We start from the raw sequence: 15,689 nt of genomic DNA on the forward strand, positions 1-15,689 counted from the left end.
CAGCGGACCGCTGTCACGGTCGCGACCGATGTCGTCTGCGATCGTCCTCGAGGTCCTGCTCGAACTCTGCCATCAGGATGCCGACAACATCGGTTCGTGAGAGATCGTGACCGCGTCGGTCCTCGAGGTGGTCCTGAATCCGTTCGAACTGGTCGGCCTTGCTTCCGCGAAGCGTGACATCGGTGCGCATTTGATTAGTCGTCGAAGGGGTGTTTGATCCGCACTCGGTCGCTGCCGTAGTGTGTGCTGTTGAGCGTCCAATCCCGCGAATCGATACGCTGCAGCGTCGTGTCGTCCGAATAGATCCATTCTGAGCCGATAGTGTTCCCGTCGTCGTCGCTGAACCGGCGGAGCGTGAGCGGCTCGCCGTCGACGAGCAATGCGTCGGGGAGTGTCCGCGGGCAGCGTTCCGCGTCGGCTTTGTGAGCGTCAGCCGGATACTCGACGATTCCTCGGACTTTGTCGAGGTCGTTCCCGCTGCCGAAGCCGCCGAGCATCGACGCCTGACACTGCGAGGCGATGTCTTCGTCGAGTTTCGCGAATCTCTGGGTCACCCACGCGACACCCATCCCGTCGCCGTGCCACGTCGTCGCCAGCGTGTCGATCGCGTCGGGATAGCCGCCCTTCTGCGGTGCGAGTCGATGGGCTTCGTCCAAACCCAGGAACGTGCGTTCCTCGAGTTGGGCCAGCGCCTCGATCGCGACGGCGATTGCCTCGCGCCAGGCGTCGTCAGTCATCCCATCGCGGGCCAGTTGCAGGCTGCCGTTGTCTTCGAATATCTGCCGCCACTGGGACCGTGACAGTTCCTCAGTTCCTGGTCGGAGCGGAAGCCGCTGCAGGAGTCCCGACTCGACCAGCCCGGTGTACTCGTCCTTGTAGTCGACGAGAACTGTTCGGTCGTACTCGGGTGCGTTCCGCTCAGTGTACGCCTGCAAGCCGTACGATTTGCCCCAGTTTGTCCGGGCACCGAACGCGAGATTCATCGGTCTTCGAGTTCCTCCGTGACGTCTTCGATTCCTTGCTCTGCCATCTCGAGGCCGCCGGCGAGGGCCTCCTCGAGGACGGCCCGCTGTCGATCGTCAGGCCACTCGACGACGGCCTCGCGGAACGTCTCGAGATCGTCGATATCAAAGCGAGCCCGGATGTGTGCCGTCGCGAGTTCGTCGACGTCGCCCTCGATGCCTTGCTCGCGATAGCGGTCGGCCCACGTTTCCTTGGTCGTCTCCCACTCGTCGGCAGTGAGGTCGGCATACTGAGCGGCTTCCTCGGCGTTCTCGAGGTCCATCGCCTCGGTGATGTACCACTCAGGGAGTGACTCGTCGATCATCGCGAGCGCCATCGATCGAATCTGCTCGACGCGGTCGTCGACCGATGGAACGCCGTCGATCACATCGATATCGGCGTCTGTTGCCTCCTGGAGGTCGACGACGGCCTCCATGATCCGCCGCTCGCGATGGGCGACGATCGAGAGGAACGCCTCGGCCTGCCTGCTCTGGAAGAACTTCGTCGCGAGGGCCTTGCGTGGATCCCCGCCGGTTGCGAGATTTCGGAGGTTCATGCTTCCACCTCCGGCGTGGCTCCGCCGATCGAGTCGATCGCGCCGTCGAGCATCTCCGCGTCCTCGACGAGAACCATCACTGCGAACAGCGAGGTCATCGCGACGAGCCCCTGACCGGGCCCGAGTTCCGAGCTGCCGCTTAGGTTCTCCCGGTACCACTGGTCCATGTACTCGTCGAGGTCGAGTTCTTTCGCGAGATCGGCGTACTCGTCGATCACTGCCGACCGGTCGTCGACGCCCGAGCCCATCCGATCCTGGCTGATCGCAGCGCCGGCCCCGAGTGCCCGGCAGTAGACGTGACCGACCGTCTTCCGGTCACCCGTGCTGGTACTTTCGGTGGTTTCATCCGGTTCATCCGCCGGGTCGTCGACGTCGACACCATCGTCGTCATCGGTGTCTTCAGTGTCGGCTGCTGCCACCTGTTCGGCGATCGCCGGATCGATCTCGGCGTACGCCTCTTCCTCGAGGGCGTCTTCGGGCTTGGGTTCGTCGCCAGTGTCAGCGGGCCCTTCGAGGTCTTCCTCGTCAACGGCGTCGCTCACTGAAGACCACCTCCTGTTTCACGATCGATGCCGTTGCTGCTTGACTCATCCTCGTCAGGCACCGGGTCGGACGAGTCGACATCGATCGTGTTCGACCGGCGGCGACGCCACAAAAGAATCAGCACGGCGAGGGCAACCGCCGCCCCGATTAGGATCGCAGTTGCCCGGAGATTCAGACCACCACTCGAGGGACTGCTCGAGGCAGAAGAGCCACCGCTCGAGGACCCTTGAGTGGTCCCTTTTTGCTGGTCGTTTGCCTGCTCATCTGACTCCCACGGGTCGGTGCTGTCTGCGGGTTTCACTGGTTCGTCTCCCTGGTCGTCGTTGCTCTCGTCAGTCGAGTCGCTGCTCGAGGGGGTGCTGTCACCCCCTTCGTCGCTGCTTTCTGGCTGCTCGTTTTGCTGGTCGTTGCTGCTCTCGGTTGCTTCGGACTGCTGGTCGTCGCTGCTCTCGACCCCCTCGCTGTCTGCGCCTTCGTTGCTGGTCGGGGCCTCCTTCCAGGCCCCTTGGTCCCTTGCTCGCTGGTGGTCGTCACCGCTCATCGCGTTGATGTGGCTCCTGACCGCCTCCCTCGAGGCAAAGGGCGGTTGGTCGTCGTCCCATTCGTCCGTGTGTTTGTCGCACCCCTCAACGGGGCAGAAGTAGCCTGTCATGAGGTTACCAGTCGATGTCGTCTTTCGTCAGTTTCCGATCGCCCAGCTCGCGGAATGCCGTCGCTGACTCCCCGAGCAGGTCGTTCATCTCGTTGATCGCTGCCGCGGCCTCTTTCGCCTCCGCGACGGCGATCTGGTAGCGTCGCCAAAGGAGGTTCTTCGCGCCGTACAGTTCGCCTGGCGGGTCGTCCGCTTGGGCTTCGGCGACGAGTGCCTCGATGTCGTCTTCATCGAAGCCGCACGCCTCGACGAGGAACTCGCACGCTTCGTCTTCGCCATCCTCGCAGTGGTCGCGAGCGTGGCCGCACTGCTCTCCCTGTGCACCCTCGAGGTCAGCGAGGCGATCGTCGACGTTGGTGTCAGCGTCGAGTCGGTCACCGCGTTCGTCGCGAGTCGCACGCTTGGCAACCTCGCGGTGTTCGTCGACGCTGAGCGTGTGATCGTAGTAGGCGAGCCAGTCGTCGACGCCCTGCTCGATCATCAGCCCCTTCACGCTTCTGGCGTGGGGCACTGAGGTTCGAGAGAACTTGATTGACTCGCGTTCGTGGTCGGTCAGATTAGCCTGACCGCCACGACCACCGCGTTCGGAGCGCCCCGCCGCGGCCTCGATCGTCGCCGTCTCGAGAACGTGGTCGGGAGCGCTCGAGGAGATCACGACGGTCTTGAGCCGGCGGTCGTCGTCACTGCAGAGGTGGTCGGTGTACTTGTCGCGAAACTGGTCAGCCGCTGCTTTCGATCCGAACTCGATTCGCTCCGTCATCAGTAAGATCGGGTGATATAGCGAGCGAGCCGGCAGTTCTTGAGCGTCCGCGAGTGGCCGTCGTAGCCGCCGATCGGCTCACGCTTGTCGAGTGGTGAGCGCTCGAGGACATCCTCGAGGCCGGGCGTGACGTGCCACGACTTCTGGCCGGCTGGGGTGTCAACCCAGACTACGGGCCAGTCGTCGTGGCGGTACCAGCCCGCGGTATCCGGTCCCCAGGTAAGTCGCATCGCCCTCGCGAAGGCGATCGCGAGGAGATTTCGGTCGTGGTAGATCTCGTCGGGAAGCTTCTCGTCAGTCGGTGGCGGGTTGTCTGCACCCATGCTCAGATGGGTCGCTCGAGCGAGTGATAGCGGTCGGGAATATCATAGTCTCGTACTGGTGAGACCAATGTTTAAACAGATTCAGCACCAGTTCAAAACGTAGCCATGCCGATCCATCAGTTGGTACAAGTTGGTCGTACGTCGGGCGGTGTTGTGCTCCCGAAGAGCGAGCTTCGGGCGCTTGGATTGGTCGACGACGAGGGCAACGTGAAAGATCAGCCAGTGCGGGTGACGCGGACTGATACAGGGACGTGGGAAGTCTCAGTGCTTAATCCGAGCGACTATCCACGACCAGACAGTTGAGTGAAGTGCTCTTTTTGAGATATAGACGCAATACAAAGCCAGAGCTCAGCAATTAGAGGAATGGAAGAGTCATAACCTAGGACTCTCCCGTTGATCCTAATCCAACTAGGTATTGGACAGACTAGTTAATAAGAATAACGGTGCAGTGAGGGTAGAGCTAGGGCTCAGCAATTAGAGGAATGGAAGAGTCATAACCTAGGGACTCCCCCGTTGATCCTAATCCAACTAGGAGTGTGATAGACTAGTTAATAAGAATAACGGTGCAATGAAATTCCCTTTTCCTGACAAAGGGGCGAATGCCCCTATAATTAGAGGCCTATTCTTCTGGCGGACCACGCTTCTGAAGCGCCTAAACGGCACTTAGCGTGCTAATGACTTTCAACAGCCAATAGGCTGTCTTCAGTACGTCGCGCGCCTTGTCCAAGCGATCCCACGTTGAAGGATCCTCGAACTGTTTGCGAAGCGTAGCCCACCGCCGTTGGGAACTATTGTCCCCATCTTTAGCGGACATTGTTTTTCAACTCTGCCCACTGTTCGGAGTCCACCAGAGAGGCCTCCCAACGTTGACTGGATTAGGATCAACGGGAGAGTCCCCTCCAATTTCGTCAGACGGTGGGTCTTGACGCCGCCACCTCTCGGAGACGGCTTATTTGAATATTGTTATTGTTTGGAGTTATACTTTATCCATTCGAACAGGCAGACATACCAGTATTAATGGGCTTACACATATGTGAAAAGCCCTCTATTGCTTTCCTGTCCACAGCCATCGTGTTTAAGAAAAGAACTATCCGAAGGATGCTCGAGAGAAGGAGGACTTCTTAGGCCTGCTCGAAGTCCACGATGAAAGTCTTACTACCCAATATTCGGTAGAGTACACCAGGCTGATTACCCTCGGGATCGCCAGCGGGGAAGAATCGCTCTTCAGTATCGAGCGTTATTACAGGTGGTCGGTATCCTGATTGGTCGTCCCAGTCGCGGTAATTCATTGCGTCAGTGGACATCGGTGCGATGGAGTCGATAAGTGATCCAGCAAGTTCTTCCCAGTCGTTGACTCCTTTTCCTCGCCATGCTCCGGGTCCGTTCCCCTCATAGTCACTGACGGGGATGAGAAACGAGCCGTCGCCAAGCTCAAAGATGTAGATGTCATCGTCTACGTCGACACACCATGAGAACGCTTCAGGGACATCTCCTGTGAGACTTCGCACATCCGCTATAACCTGACCCTCAATATTCTCCATATTCCATTGATAGGAAACCTCGCGGATAAGCGTTCTTCAGAGTAGGAAGACGTGTCCGCGAAACCTGTCTTCGCGGACAATTCACCTCGAGATTGGGGTCGATCGCCGTACTGATAACCCCATTCTTCATGGTTTGTTGGGCTAAAAATGAGAATCGAGGACAGCGATGAGACTCAAGTCGTACCCGCAACGTGACGGGAAGCGCGTGTGGTTGAGTGACGATGAACTGCAAGCCGTGATCGACGAGGCGGAGAACAACCGCCAGATGATCGCGTTCTTGCTTGCCGGTCGATGTGGACTGCGCCGCTGCGAGATCGTCCAGATAACGCCCGCTGATGTCGTCGAGACGCCGACCGGGACACACTTGCGAGTATGGGAAGACGTTGCGAAGCAGGAACACTACCGCGAGCCGCCAGTTCCCGATCGTCTGGCGACGTACATCGAGGCCCATACGGATGCTGCCGGGATCGCACCGGACGAGCCGATCGTCGGCGTTACTGCTAAGACGGTTTACCGCTGGGTGCAGCGAGCTGCCGAACGCCTTCAGGCTGAAAGCGGAGATCGTGGCTGGTCGTTCCTCGATGTCCACGACCTCCGTCGGACTTGGGGGACGAATCTGCTCGAGCAAGGTGTGCTACCGTCGGTTGTAATGGACTGGGGCGGCTGGGATGACTGGGAGACGTTTCGGCGGCACTACCTCGGTGAGTTCTCGCCGGAAGCGATCCGACGGGAGCGGGGGAAAGTAAGCTACCTCGAGGGAGATATACCCAGAGAAACGGGCCGTATAACCACTATAACGGGATCAGCCGGTACAAACTCAGATAGTATGAGTTAGTAAGGCCTATTAGCGGTCTATATTCAAGATCTCAGGCAATTGGTCGCTGAAGAACTCTTTGTAAGAGATCACCCCCTCAATGCCTGGGAATTGTTTATTCTTTACTTCCTCAAACACTATCAGGGTGAAACCTTCGTTCGTTACTTCACGGACCTTCTTGATGGTGACATCATCTGCGGCTGAGGCAGTAATCAAGGTCGTACCAGATGCAGTCGCGATGAACCGACGTTGGTTCTCTTTGCTCAGAACTGCTGACGAATCAGATAAGGATTGTCGGAATCGATCCCGCATTGTCGTGAGACAGGAGATATACACATCGACAGTTCCTACGTCATCAGGCTCGTTCTTCTTCTTTATCTGGTATATGTGTCCATTGCCAGCAGAGATCACATTTTCCACAGTAAAGCTCGCTCGGTCAAAGAGGTTTAGTAAATGACTCTGAAGGCTTGATCCTGCACGTTTTCGTCGGGACTGTTGTGCAGAAACACTGATTGCGTCCATAGCAGGATAGATCTTTGGCAATATCTTTTCAAAGTAGGACACAAACCCATCTGTCGACTTGTAGTCTTCTTCAAGCGATGTAAAAAGCGATTGGAGCGTAGCATAGTCTGCATACTCCATATCATCGTCATCATCATTATCGAATGACGATAATGCAGTTTGACCAACATCATAGTGGTTCTTAAGGAAATAAACCAATGTTTGGCTATATACTTGTGACTGATAGTGATTATACAAATCCTGTTCCCTTTTTAAAAGAGACTGGAGTAAATGATCAGCATTCTCTTTTACACTGTCTGGTGTAATTTCGTAATTCTCGTCCTCCCATTTATTAATCGCCTCTTCGGACATTGTGTTTGAGTCTGGCATATGCTCTTCACGGACTTCATCAAGGAGGCCATCACCCTGAATTTCATTTTGGAGAGCATCGACATCAATATCGTCGAGATTCATTACAAATATATTGGACAAGACCATTCTAAATCTTGTTGACTTCTCCTGATCGGATCGGCAGTATCTTGCCTTGATATGAAAAACGGGCATTCATGAGCGATGGACCCTCCTGTGTAGATCTCTTCTGTGGTGCTGGTGGATTCAGTCTCGGTTTTGAATATGCTGGATTCGATATTCTCGTTGCATCAGATTATCATGAGACGGCCGGTAAAACCTATCAAGCAAATTTTGACCATCCATTCCTTCAGGCAGATATCTCCAATTTAGCAGATGACGTTCAGCCACTTCTGGACAAGGGCGAATTTAGTACTGGTGACGTAGATGTCTTAGTTGGTGGGCCACCGTGCAAGGGGTTCAGCATTACTGGTAGTCAAAACGAGGATGATGCTCGTAATACTCTCTTCAGAAGGTACATAGATGTACTCGAGGCTCTGAAACCTGATGCAATTATAATAGAGAACGTCCCTGGTGTGAAATCGATAAAAGATGGTGCATACGTAGACGAGATCATCTCACGCACACGTGATTTAGGATATAATACCCGAATGCTCGAGCTCAATAGTGCTAATTACGGAGTTCCACAACGGAGAGAACGCGTCTTCTTTATTGGCTATCGGGATTCTCACCCAGTTTCCCGACCACGTCGTACTCATATTACCGATACCGGTCAGCAGCGATTAGGATCTGTCTCTGAAACTCGCAGCTGTCAAACAGTTGAAGAAGCAATGAGTGATCTGGCGTTTCTTGGTATCGGAGAGAGCAGCACCGAGTATATGGATATACCACACAGTGATTACCAGCGATTAATGCGCAAGAATCACAGTGGTTCACTCTATAATCATACAGCTCCTAATCATGGTACCCGTGTTCAGGAGCGATTTGAAGCGATGGAGCCCGGGGATAGTATGGACGATCTTCCAGAGAAGCTACAGACGAGCAAATACACTCTTCATCGATTACGTCCAGACCAACCTTCTCCAACCATAACAACCCTACCAGAGGACTTGGTACATTATTCGCGCAATCGGATACCTACTGTTCGAGAAATGGCACGGCTGCAGTCGTTTCCTGACTGGTTTAAATTTGAGGGGCCACGAACGACTGGCGGGAATCGGAGAGACGAGTCACTCCCTCAATATTCGCAAGTAGGCAATGCAGTTCCACCGATTATGGCAGAAGCTCTTGCACGACATGTAAGAGCAACGCTTGAAGGAGATGATCCAGCTAAAGCAGCGGAAGAGCGTCTCGATCGTCTGGACCCAAGTTGACGAATTTGGTTAGATTCACACACTAATAGTATTGTATGCAAGTACACAATCATATTCTCCACGATACACTTCTGTACGGCCTGATGTGACATCTATCTCGATATAACTCGAAAGTAATTAGTACATCTCAATATAGTTTCAGACATGCCGAGCATTTCAGATTATATTCAGGACTTGAACCACCGTATCTTCCTACCGGGATTGCAACGCGAGTTCGTCTGGTCCGAAAAACAGACCGAGAACTTGTTTGATTCCCTCATTAGGGAGTATCCTGTTGGTCTCATAACTCGGTGGGACGTGGCCCATTCCAATGCCGATTATTATCCGTATAAGTTCATCCGAAACTATGCTGACGATGATCGAGCCATTCCCGATCCAGTCAATGAGGAGGGGTTCTGGAAGTACAATGAAGAAGCCGATGAGGAGAACGTTGATTTGAGTTATCTCGTAATCGACGGGCAGCAGCGCCTAACTTCCCTCTTTATTGGACTATTCGGTAAACGACTCAAGTACACCACTGGAAGAGGAGGACGAAGAGAGAACATCAATGATTGGTCCTCCTATGAACTTTGTATTAATCTCCTTGGTCATCCTGACTTTGACGGTGAGAATTTAGCTGGAGACTACGAATTCGAGTTCCGAAGAACAGATGATTATGATGCTAATCACGAGTTCGGGTACGTAGAATCATCTGATGGAACCCAGCGATATTGGTTCCCGCTTCCGAAGATGATGAACGAGAATCGTGAGGTGAGAAACGCTCGAGAACTCCGAAGAATCACAGAGGAAACGCTCAATGATGTTAATCTGACTGAAGATCGACGAAATGAATTGCTAGACATTCGTTCAGAAGTCATCCCGAAGGTTGAATCCAGAATTCTTGATGCTACCCTCCCGAATAAAGATGTGAAGAAGTCTTCATCGGAGATCAAAGAGATCTTCCAGCGTATTAATGTTGAAGGTGAGGACCCAGATCCGCATCAACTCTTGATGTCACGAATGATGAGTACCTGGCCATTTACTGAGCCAGAAGAGAAGCAAATCAACCCCAGAAAGAAAACAAAGGAATGGGTTCAGAGTTATCAGGAAGCATTTGAGGAATATGATAGGAAAATTGACCGGGAACTCTTCATGCGATATTCTGTCTACCTAATAAATGACGTGCTGAAGACACAGCCAGTGAGTAATTTATCAGATAACGAGCTACTCACAATCCGTGGTAAATGGTTGAAAGACGGGGAGAGGTTTTCCACGCACGATACAGGCGATTGTCAGTGGTTCTGTTACAGCCTTGACGCTGCTCTCAAGTCTGTCACAACATTAGGCTTCACGCGAAAAACAATGTCAACAATGCCGATGATCGCGGCATTAGCTAAGTTCTATTACTATAACCCAGATGCCGATCCTGAAGATACAGATAATCTCCAGAATATCTATCGGTTCTTGTCCAAACTTCTTCTACTGAAATCTTCAAAAGGATCACTTGGACGTGTTGAGGCAACGCGTCTTTCAAACTTCCTCCATGAAAATATGGATCGGAATTATTCAGAGTTCCCAGAAGAGGAGGCATTTAGCTACATATTCGACTATCTCGATATCGAAATTGGCGAAGATACCGTGAGAAATATTGTAGAAAATGCAGAATATGACACCGGAACGCGTGGCCGGAACAATATTTTCACGAGCTGGGATGTTGCTGCGATTCTCAACCTCTCAACTCCAGCCTTTGAGTACGCCGATGTAGACAATCTCGAGGTGGATCACATCTTCCCTGCTTCCAGATCGGATCATATCGAGAGGCAAGTCGATTTAGATGAAGATGAGGAATTCAATATTCATCGAATCGGGAACCTTCAGTTGCTTCCCAAAGAAGTAAACCGGCAAAAGAATGACGAACTACCTCGAGATTGGCTGGATACACTTAGTGACACAGAGAGAGCGCAATACAAGCGTGTGAATAGCTTCCCCAATGAGTTCCCAGTTCCAGACAATTATCAAGAGTTTGTGACCAAGCGGGAAAAGAGTCTAATTGAAGAGGTGACCCAACAAATCAAGTCGTAATCAAATTGGTCTGCAGGTGCTCCTTTACTGCCTCAGCAACAGATTTTGCTAGTTTCGGAGGAACCGCGTTTCCTACTTGAGTGTACTGAGGAACGGTATTTCGTCGACGCTTACCACCCGTTGTTCGGGGTCCCTTAAATTCAAATGTGTCCGGGAAAGACTGAATTCTCGCGAGCTCACGGACGGTAGGAATACGCGGTCGAGAATAATGTATGAAATCTTCAGGAAGTGTTGTGACTGTTGGTGCAGGCTTTTTTGGATCCCAACGTTTCATTGAATGTTTTTTAGTCTGATATTCTTCGTCGAGATCGCCCATCTCGTCACCAGGCTCAAACCGCTTAAACCGTTCCCGAACGGTTTCACCGTGATTAGTAGCTTTATGATTGAAGATCTTCTCTGAGCTATCTCTCATCTCTTCTTGATAGTCGGTGGTCGCGCTTAGCTCGTATTCCATAGATTTCTCACCATACCTGAGATAGGAGAGATCGTCAATAGCATCTTCAACAGAGATGTATTCTTCTAAATCTCTGGATTCAGCAGAGCGATCATCATCAGGACCATAGTGCGTAGGAGATGGTGGTTCAATCACCCCTTCTTTCGAAGCGAGGAAAAATACACGATCACGGAGTTGGGGAACTCCGTAATGAGCAGCTCGAAGGGTGGGTGGGTGATCCTCAATATTATAACCGGCGTCCCGAAATGCTCTTATTATCCGCTTTTTGTATTCACCATCCGCCATGTGAAGGATTCCAGTTACGTTCTCCATCACAACTGCATCTGGATCAAAATACTCGACAATATTGATATAATTGGCAACCAGTGAGTTTCGAGGATCATCTGGGTCCATTTTTCCTGCCGTCGAGAAACCTTTACACGGAGGTCCTCCAATGACAACATCTACCTCTTCTGGCTCAACATTCACCCTCTCGGATAGTTCTTGAGGACTAATTTTATCAAGATATACTCCCGCAGTAGTCACGTTCTCTAGATTATGTTCATATGACTCTAAGGCAGCCTCACTTTTATCTGCAGCAGCAAGTAGGTCAAAACCAGCCTCTTGAAATCCAAGAGAAAACCCGCCGGCACCAGCGAAGAGATCAATACAAGTCGGCTTACCCATGACTATTTGATTCATTAAATGATTCATGTATAACCGTTTCGCTAACAGAAGATAGCTGATAGATTGTCGACAATCAACTGCAGAGAACTCGAACTGCCGAGTGGAGTTGGATACTACGTAATCTCGTGATTTGAGTAACGGTGTATCGTCGGAGAAGGCCGATTCTCGGGATCAAGCTTACCGTCAAGATATTCTTCACCCTCACAGGTAATCTCATACATATCGCTATCCTCAAAGATCGGAATAATCAGTCCAACCTCAGAGAGCATTAGACACCGCTCTTCAACTCGCCCGCGCGAAGCGGTGAGTTTTATAACTCGAGACATATGCTCCGGTGTAGACCAGGGATCTTCCGAGAGATGCTCGAGAATCCGTTCATCGAGCGTACACATCCAGCGAGCGGGTTTTCGACTCATTACGATTCAGAGGTTTGGCTTGCAGTTGGGCCGTCGTTCGATCCGTTCCCGTTGAGATAGACCTCGTTTTCAGCGTCGTATTCCTCGTCGAGATACGCTTCTCCTCGATCAGTGATTGTGTATACTCCGTTTCCGAGAGGAGTGAGCAATCCATGCTCTGCAAGTTTCTTGCATCGTCGGGATACTGAGGATGGAGATATACGAATAGCCTCTCTTTCGGTAAGATCCCCAACCCGCCCAGCATCTTCGTCGCGAATGATCTCGAGAATTCGATCATCCCAAATCGTCATCCATGTCCCAGATTGTCTCATCACGTTCTCAGACGGTACAGATACACCTAATCCTCCGCAATTTACTGATTAGACTAAAACTTGACCAATATGCCCGACCGGTGCATTTATGCAATACCACTCTAATTGTGCAGGTGAGGAGCTGCCAACTCGGCTGAAGATGACTCTTGTTGGTATGTGAGGCCGGGCGGCGTTGGAGCGCCGCCCAGAAGGTAGCTCCGGTGATCTGGAATGAATCTCGGAACTTCCGTGGGGCGTGCACCCCACGCACGGCAAGAGGCATCGCCAACCAAAAGGTCTGACGCTCGGTGCGCCTGTGGCGCTCGAGCGACGGGCTACGACGCTCGACGCGAAGAACCCGCCTGTCGAGTGTGTGCAGCGCTCCGCGCTGACGGCGGGTGCGATACGGAAGCAACTGCAGAACCGCAAGCACCGGCTGGCGAACTGGTGGCCGATGGCGGCACCAAGTGGGGCGACCTCACCGGCTTTCAGCGCGACATTCTCGAGGCGATCGCCGGTATCGAGTCGGACGGGATAGATCCCTACGGACTCGCAATCGAGGAGGATCTCGAGGAGTACTACGACGACGTTCTCCACAGCCGGCTGTACCAAAACCTCGATAGCCTGACTGACGACGGGTTCATCGAACGCGGCGAACTCGACGGACGAACGAACAGCTACACGCTGACGACCGAGGCCGAAGCACTGCTCAAGGAAAGTGTCCGCCGGCGTGCTGATGCTTGCGGGCTTCAGATGGCCGCAACCGACGGGGGAGACCGATGAGTGCCGAGCCTGAGACGGTCTCCTGCGCGACCTGCGGGGAGACTGCCCGGAGAACTGCCTGGGGAAAGACAGACGCGGCCTGCTATCGCTGTACCGAGTGCCACGCTGGCGGCCACATCGTTCACACCGAAGACGGCAGAGAACTCCGTCGAGGCGGTGTCTTCCGCAGACTCAGCAACTTCGCGACACGGAGGGTCAGCGCATGAGCGACGACCTCGAGCCGATCACACCGCGCGAGGCGGTCGACCTCTATGTCTCGCACCGCGAACTCGAGGTGAGCGCGAAGACGCTCCAGAACCACAAGTACCGGCTCAACGCCTTCGTCGAGTGGTGTAACACGGTCGGAATCGACAACCTCAACGACCTCACTGGTCGCGATCTCCACCGATACCGCGTGTGGCGACAGCAAGACGTGAACATCGTCACGCTTCGCGGGCAGCTCGCAACACTGCGCGTCTTCCTCGAGTTCTGCGCGTCGATCGACGCCGTCGAGCCTGGGATGCGCGAGCGGGTGAAGCTGCCGGACGTCGACCGCGGTGACGAAGCGCGCGACGAGATGCTTGATGCCGACCGCGCTCAGAAGATTATCGGCTACCTCGAGCGGTACAAGCGCGCGAGCCGCGAGCACGTCATCATGGCGATCCTCTGGCATACGGGGATCCGCCTCGGGAGTCTTCGAGCGGTCGACCTCGAGGACTACGAGCCCGACGAACAGTGCTTCTGGCTTCGCCACCGCCCGGATACCGGGACGCCGCTCAAGAACCAGAAGCCAGCCGAGCGGGCGATTGCGCTCGACGACTACTACTGCGACGTCCTCGACGAGTACATCCGGTTTCACCGTCACGACGTCGTGGACAAGCACGGACGCGAGCCGCTCGTGACAAGCGATCGAGGGCGGCTGAGTTCCGGGCAGATCCGTTCGGAGGTGTACCGACTTACGCAGCCCTGCATGATCGAGGGCTGTCCCCACGATCGCGAGCCGAAGGACTGCGAAGCCACGGAGTACGGGCACTACTACGACTGTCCGAGCAGTCTCTCGCCGCACACGATCAGGCGCGGGGCGATCACGTACCAGCTCCGCGAGGATATTCCAGAGAAAATCGTCAGCGATCGGTGTGACGTTTCCTCTGAAATCCTCGATCGGCACTATGACCGCCGTACAGACCGTGAGAAGATGGAACAGCGCCGCGACTTCATCGAAGACCTATAACAGGAACATGACTCTCAAGCAAGCAGCTGTCAGCACTGTGGCATCGATAGCCGTCAGAATACCCTCAGGGAACGGAATTCAGCAAGTAGAAGGCCTGAAAAGCCAAATTTCGAGTGGACTCGCCGGGATTTGAACCCGGGGCCTCTCCCATGCCAAGGGAGTGATCTACCCCTGATCTACGAGCCCTCGTACGCATCCCACAGTTCCCGTCGGGTATAGATAAACCCCTCGAATTCCTCGAGCCCCGTCATGCTCACACATTCTCATCGGTTGCCGCTCGATCGGGGTCATCGGCGCTGAAGTCGTGATCGGCCAATTGAGATATCACAGCGGGTTCCGTCCAGGCAGGTTACGAACGCTTTTTGCGGGTTCCCCGACGAAGCCTGACCGATGGCCGGGGATCAGGACCGTGACCGTCGAGACGACGAGCGCACCAGCCGCGGAGACGTGCGTGACACCTACGACCGTATCGCGACCCACTTCGCCTCGACGCGGGAGTACGCGTGGCCTGAAGTCGAAGCCTTCGTCGAGCGCCACGCGACCGACTGCGACACCGCTGGTGTGGGTCTCGATCTCGGCTGTGGCAATTGCCGCCACGCCGAACTGCTGGCAGCCGATCTCGAGTCCGTCGTCGGACTCGACGTCAGCCGCGGGTTGCTCGAGACGGGCCGCGAGCGCGCGCTCGAGCATGACTTCGATGTCGCACTGATTCAGGGGGATGTGGCTTCGCTGCCGTTGGGGGACGACACCGTCGATCTCGCCGTCTACGTCGCGACGCTGCATCACCTGCCGACCCAGCGCGCTCGCCGGGCCAGTCTCGACGAACTCGCGCGGGTGCTGGCGTCCGACGGCCGCGCGCTCGTCAGCGCGTGGTCGACCGCTCACGACCGGTTCGACGAAACCGATGGCTTCGACACGATGGTCGAGTGGACCCTGCCCGGTGGCGAGACGGTCGATCGCTTCTATCACATCTACGCACCCGACGAGTTCGAAACGGAGCTGGCCGAGAGCGACCTCTCGGTGCTCGAGTCGGAGGTCTCGAGCGGAAACTGTTATGCGACGGTGGCAGGCACGGAGTCGACACTATAGTCGACCGCGGATAGCGCCTCGAGACGCTAGTTGTCGGTTGATGATCGGCTGACGGCGGCGGCACTCACGGGCGGGCGACGGATCGGAAAAGGAAGAGCCTTAAACGTGGAACGAAAACCGGAGAATGCGCGCGGATGGTCTAGTGGTAGGACCTGAGCCTTCCAAGCTCATGGCCCGGGTTCAAATCCCGGTCCGCGCATTTCTGCTGCGAGCAACGTCACAAGTAACATCGAGTGTCGCTCTCTTCACATCTCGAAGACCAGAGCGGGCAGACTCCGTGGATTGT

17 protein-coding genes and 2 tRNA genes are annotated in these 15,689 nt (G+C 54.4%); 7 read left to right on the forward strand and 12 right to left on the reverse strand.

The features are described 5' to 3' along the window. Positions 1-13: 13 nt before the first annotated feature. From BSG09_RS20560 to BSG09_RS00875, 8 genes are all read right to left on the reverse strand, one after another. Positions 14-190, reverse strand: a complete 177-nt coding sequence (locus tag BSG09_RS20560; protein ID WP_175542111.1) for a hypothetical protein — start codon at positions 188-190, stop codon at positions 14-16. A 4-nt stretch (positions 191-194) separates the two neighbouring features. Then, positions 195-983 (reverse strand): ATP-binding protein, encoded by a 789-nt coding sequence (locus BSG09_RS00835; protein ID WP_092929123.1) that lies wholly within the window; start codon positions 981-983, stop codon positions 195-197. After that, positions 980-1,558 carry a hypothetical protein gene (locus tag BSG09_RS00840; RefSeq protein ID WP_092929125.1) on the reverse strand — a complete coding sequence of 193 codons (579 nt, stop codon included), beginning with the start codon at positions 1,556-1,558 and terminating at the stop codon, positions 980-982. The genes BSG09_RS00835 and BSG09_RS00840 overlap by 4 nt, the downstream gene beginning before the upstream one ends. Next, positions 1,555-2,100, reverse strand: coding sequence for a hypothetical protein (locus BSG09_RS00845; RefSeq protein ID WP_092929127.1), 546 nt, complete (start codon positions 2,098-2,100; stop codon positions 1,555-1,557). Before BSG09_RS00845 ends, BSG09_RS00840 begins: the two co-directional genes overlap by 4 nt. Beyond that, a complete protein-coding gene (locus tag BSG09_RS00850; protein ID WP_092929129.1) occupies positions 2,097-2,753 on the reverse strand; it encodes a hypothetical protein in 657 nt (218 codons plus the stop codon). The genes BSG09_RS00845 and BSG09_RS00850 overlap by 4 nt, the downstream gene beginning before the upstream one ends. A 4-nt stretch (positions 2,754-2,757) precedes the next feature. Beyond that, entirely contained in the window at positions 2,758-3,513 is a 756-nt protein-coding gene (locus BSG09_RS00855; protein WP_092929131.1) for a hypothetical protein, read from the reverse strand. Next, a complete protein-coding gene (locus BSG09_RS00860) occupies positions 3,513-3,836 on the reverse strand; it encodes a hypothetical protein (protein WP_092929133.1) in 324 nt (107 codons plus the stop codon). Before BSG09_RS00860 ends, BSG09_RS00855 begins: the two co-directional genes overlap by 1 nt. Before the next feature lie 1,121 nt (positions 3,837-4,957). Beyond that, positions 4,958-5,377, reverse strand: coding sequence for a hypothetical protein (locus BSG09_RS00875; RefSeq protein WP_092929137.1), 420 nt, complete (start codon positions 5,375-5,377; stop codon positions 4,958-4,960). A 166-nt stretch (positions 5,378-5,543) separates the two neighbouring features. Between BSG09_RS00875 and BSG09_RS00880 the strand changes: the two genes are divergently transcribed. Then, positions 5,544-6,212, forward strand: coding sequence for a tyrosine-type recombinase/integrase (locus tag BSG09_RS00880; protein WP_254799164.1), 669 nt, complete (start codon positions 5,544-5,546; stop codon positions 6,210-6,212). A 9-nt stretch (positions 6,213-6,221) separates the two neighbouring features. Here the strand turns inward: BSG09_RS00880 and BSG09_RS00885 are convergent, their stop codons facing one another. Then, positions 6,222-7,166 carry a PDDEXK family nuclease gene (locus BSG09_RS00885; RefSeq protein WP_139246174.1) on the reverse strand — a complete coding sequence of 315 codons (945 nt, stop codon included), beginning with the start codon at positions 7,164-7,166 and terminating at the stop codon, positions 6,222-6,224. A gap of 92 nt (positions 7,167-7,258) precedes the next feature. On the opposite strand from BSG09_RS00885, the gene BSG09_RS00890 reads away from it, so the two are divergent. Further along, complete coding sequence (locus BSG09_RS00890; protein ID WP_092929141.1) at positions 7,259-8,434, forward strand: DNA cytosine methyltransferase; 1,176 nt, start codon at positions 7,259-7,261, stop codon at positions 8,432-8,434. A gap of 144 nt (positions 8,435-8,578) precedes the next feature. Beyond that, complete coding sequence (locus BSG09_RS00895) at positions 8,579-10,495, forward strand: DUF262 domain-containing protein (protein ID WP_092929143.1); 1,917 nt, start codon at positions 8,579-8,581, stop codon at positions 10,493-10,495. Here the strand turns inward: BSG09_RS00895 and BSG09_RS00900 are convergent. Both BSG09_RS00900 and BSG09_RS21225 read right to left on the reverse strand, forming a co-directional pair. Then, positions 10,485-11,615 carry a DNA cytosine methyltransferase gene (locus BSG09_RS00900; protein ID WP_175542112.1) on the reverse strand — a complete coding sequence of 377 codons (1,131 nt, stop codon included), beginning with the start codon at positions 11,613-11,615 and terminating at the stop codon, positions 10,485-10,487. The genes BSG09_RS00895 and BSG09_RS00900 overlap by 11 nt on opposite strands. A 415-nt stretch (positions 11,616-12,030) precedes the next feature. Then, entirely contained in the window at positions 12,031-12,342 is a 312-nt protein-coding gene (locus BSG09_RS21225; protein ID WP_092929149.1) for a helix-turn-helix domain-containing protein, read from the reverse strand. Between the two features lie 348 nt (positions 12,343-12,690). Here BSG09_RS21225 and BSG09_RS20565 point away from each other — a divergent pair, with 348 nt between their 5' ends. Together BSG09_RS20565 and BSG09_RS00925 are read left to right on the forward strand one after the other, a co-directional pair. Then, positions 12,691-13,104: a helix-turn-helix transcriptional regulator gene (locus BSG09_RS20565; protein WP_254799165.1), complete on the forward strand. Its 414-nt coding sequence runs from the start codon at positions 12,691-12,693 to the stop codon at positions 13,102-13,104. Positions 13,105-13,306: 202 nt separating this feature from the next. Next, positions 13,307-14,314: a tyrosine-type recombinase/integrase gene (locus tag BSG09_RS00925; RefSeq protein WP_092929154.1), complete on the forward strand. Its 1,008-nt coding sequence runs from the start codon at positions 13,307-13,309 to the stop codon at positions 14,312-14,314. Positions 14,315-14,428: 114 nt separating this feature from the next. Here BSG09_RS00925 and BSG09_RS00930 read toward each other — a convergent pair. Beyond that, a tRNA-Ala gene (locus BSG09_RS00930) sits at positions 14,429-14,500 on the reverse strand. A gap of 204 nt (positions 14,501-14,704) precedes the next feature. Here BSG09_RS00930 and BSG09_RS00935 point away from each other — a divergent pair. Beyond that, entirely contained in the window at positions 14,705-15,403 is a 699-nt protein-coding gene (locus tag BSG09_RS00935) for a class I SAM-dependent methyltransferase (RefSeq protein WP_092929156.1), read from the forward strand. A gap of 128 nt (positions 15,404-15,531) precedes the next feature. Further along, positions 15,532-15,602 (forward strand) — tRNA-Gly (locus BSG09_RS00940). The last annotated feature ends 87 nt before the right edge of the window (positions 15,603-15,689 follow it).

It is taken from the genome of Natrinema hispanicum, assembly GCF_900111485.1.
Classification (GTDB): domain Archaea; phylum Halobacteriota; class Halobacteria; order Halobacteriales; family Natrialbaceae; genus Natrinema; species Natrinema hispanicum_A.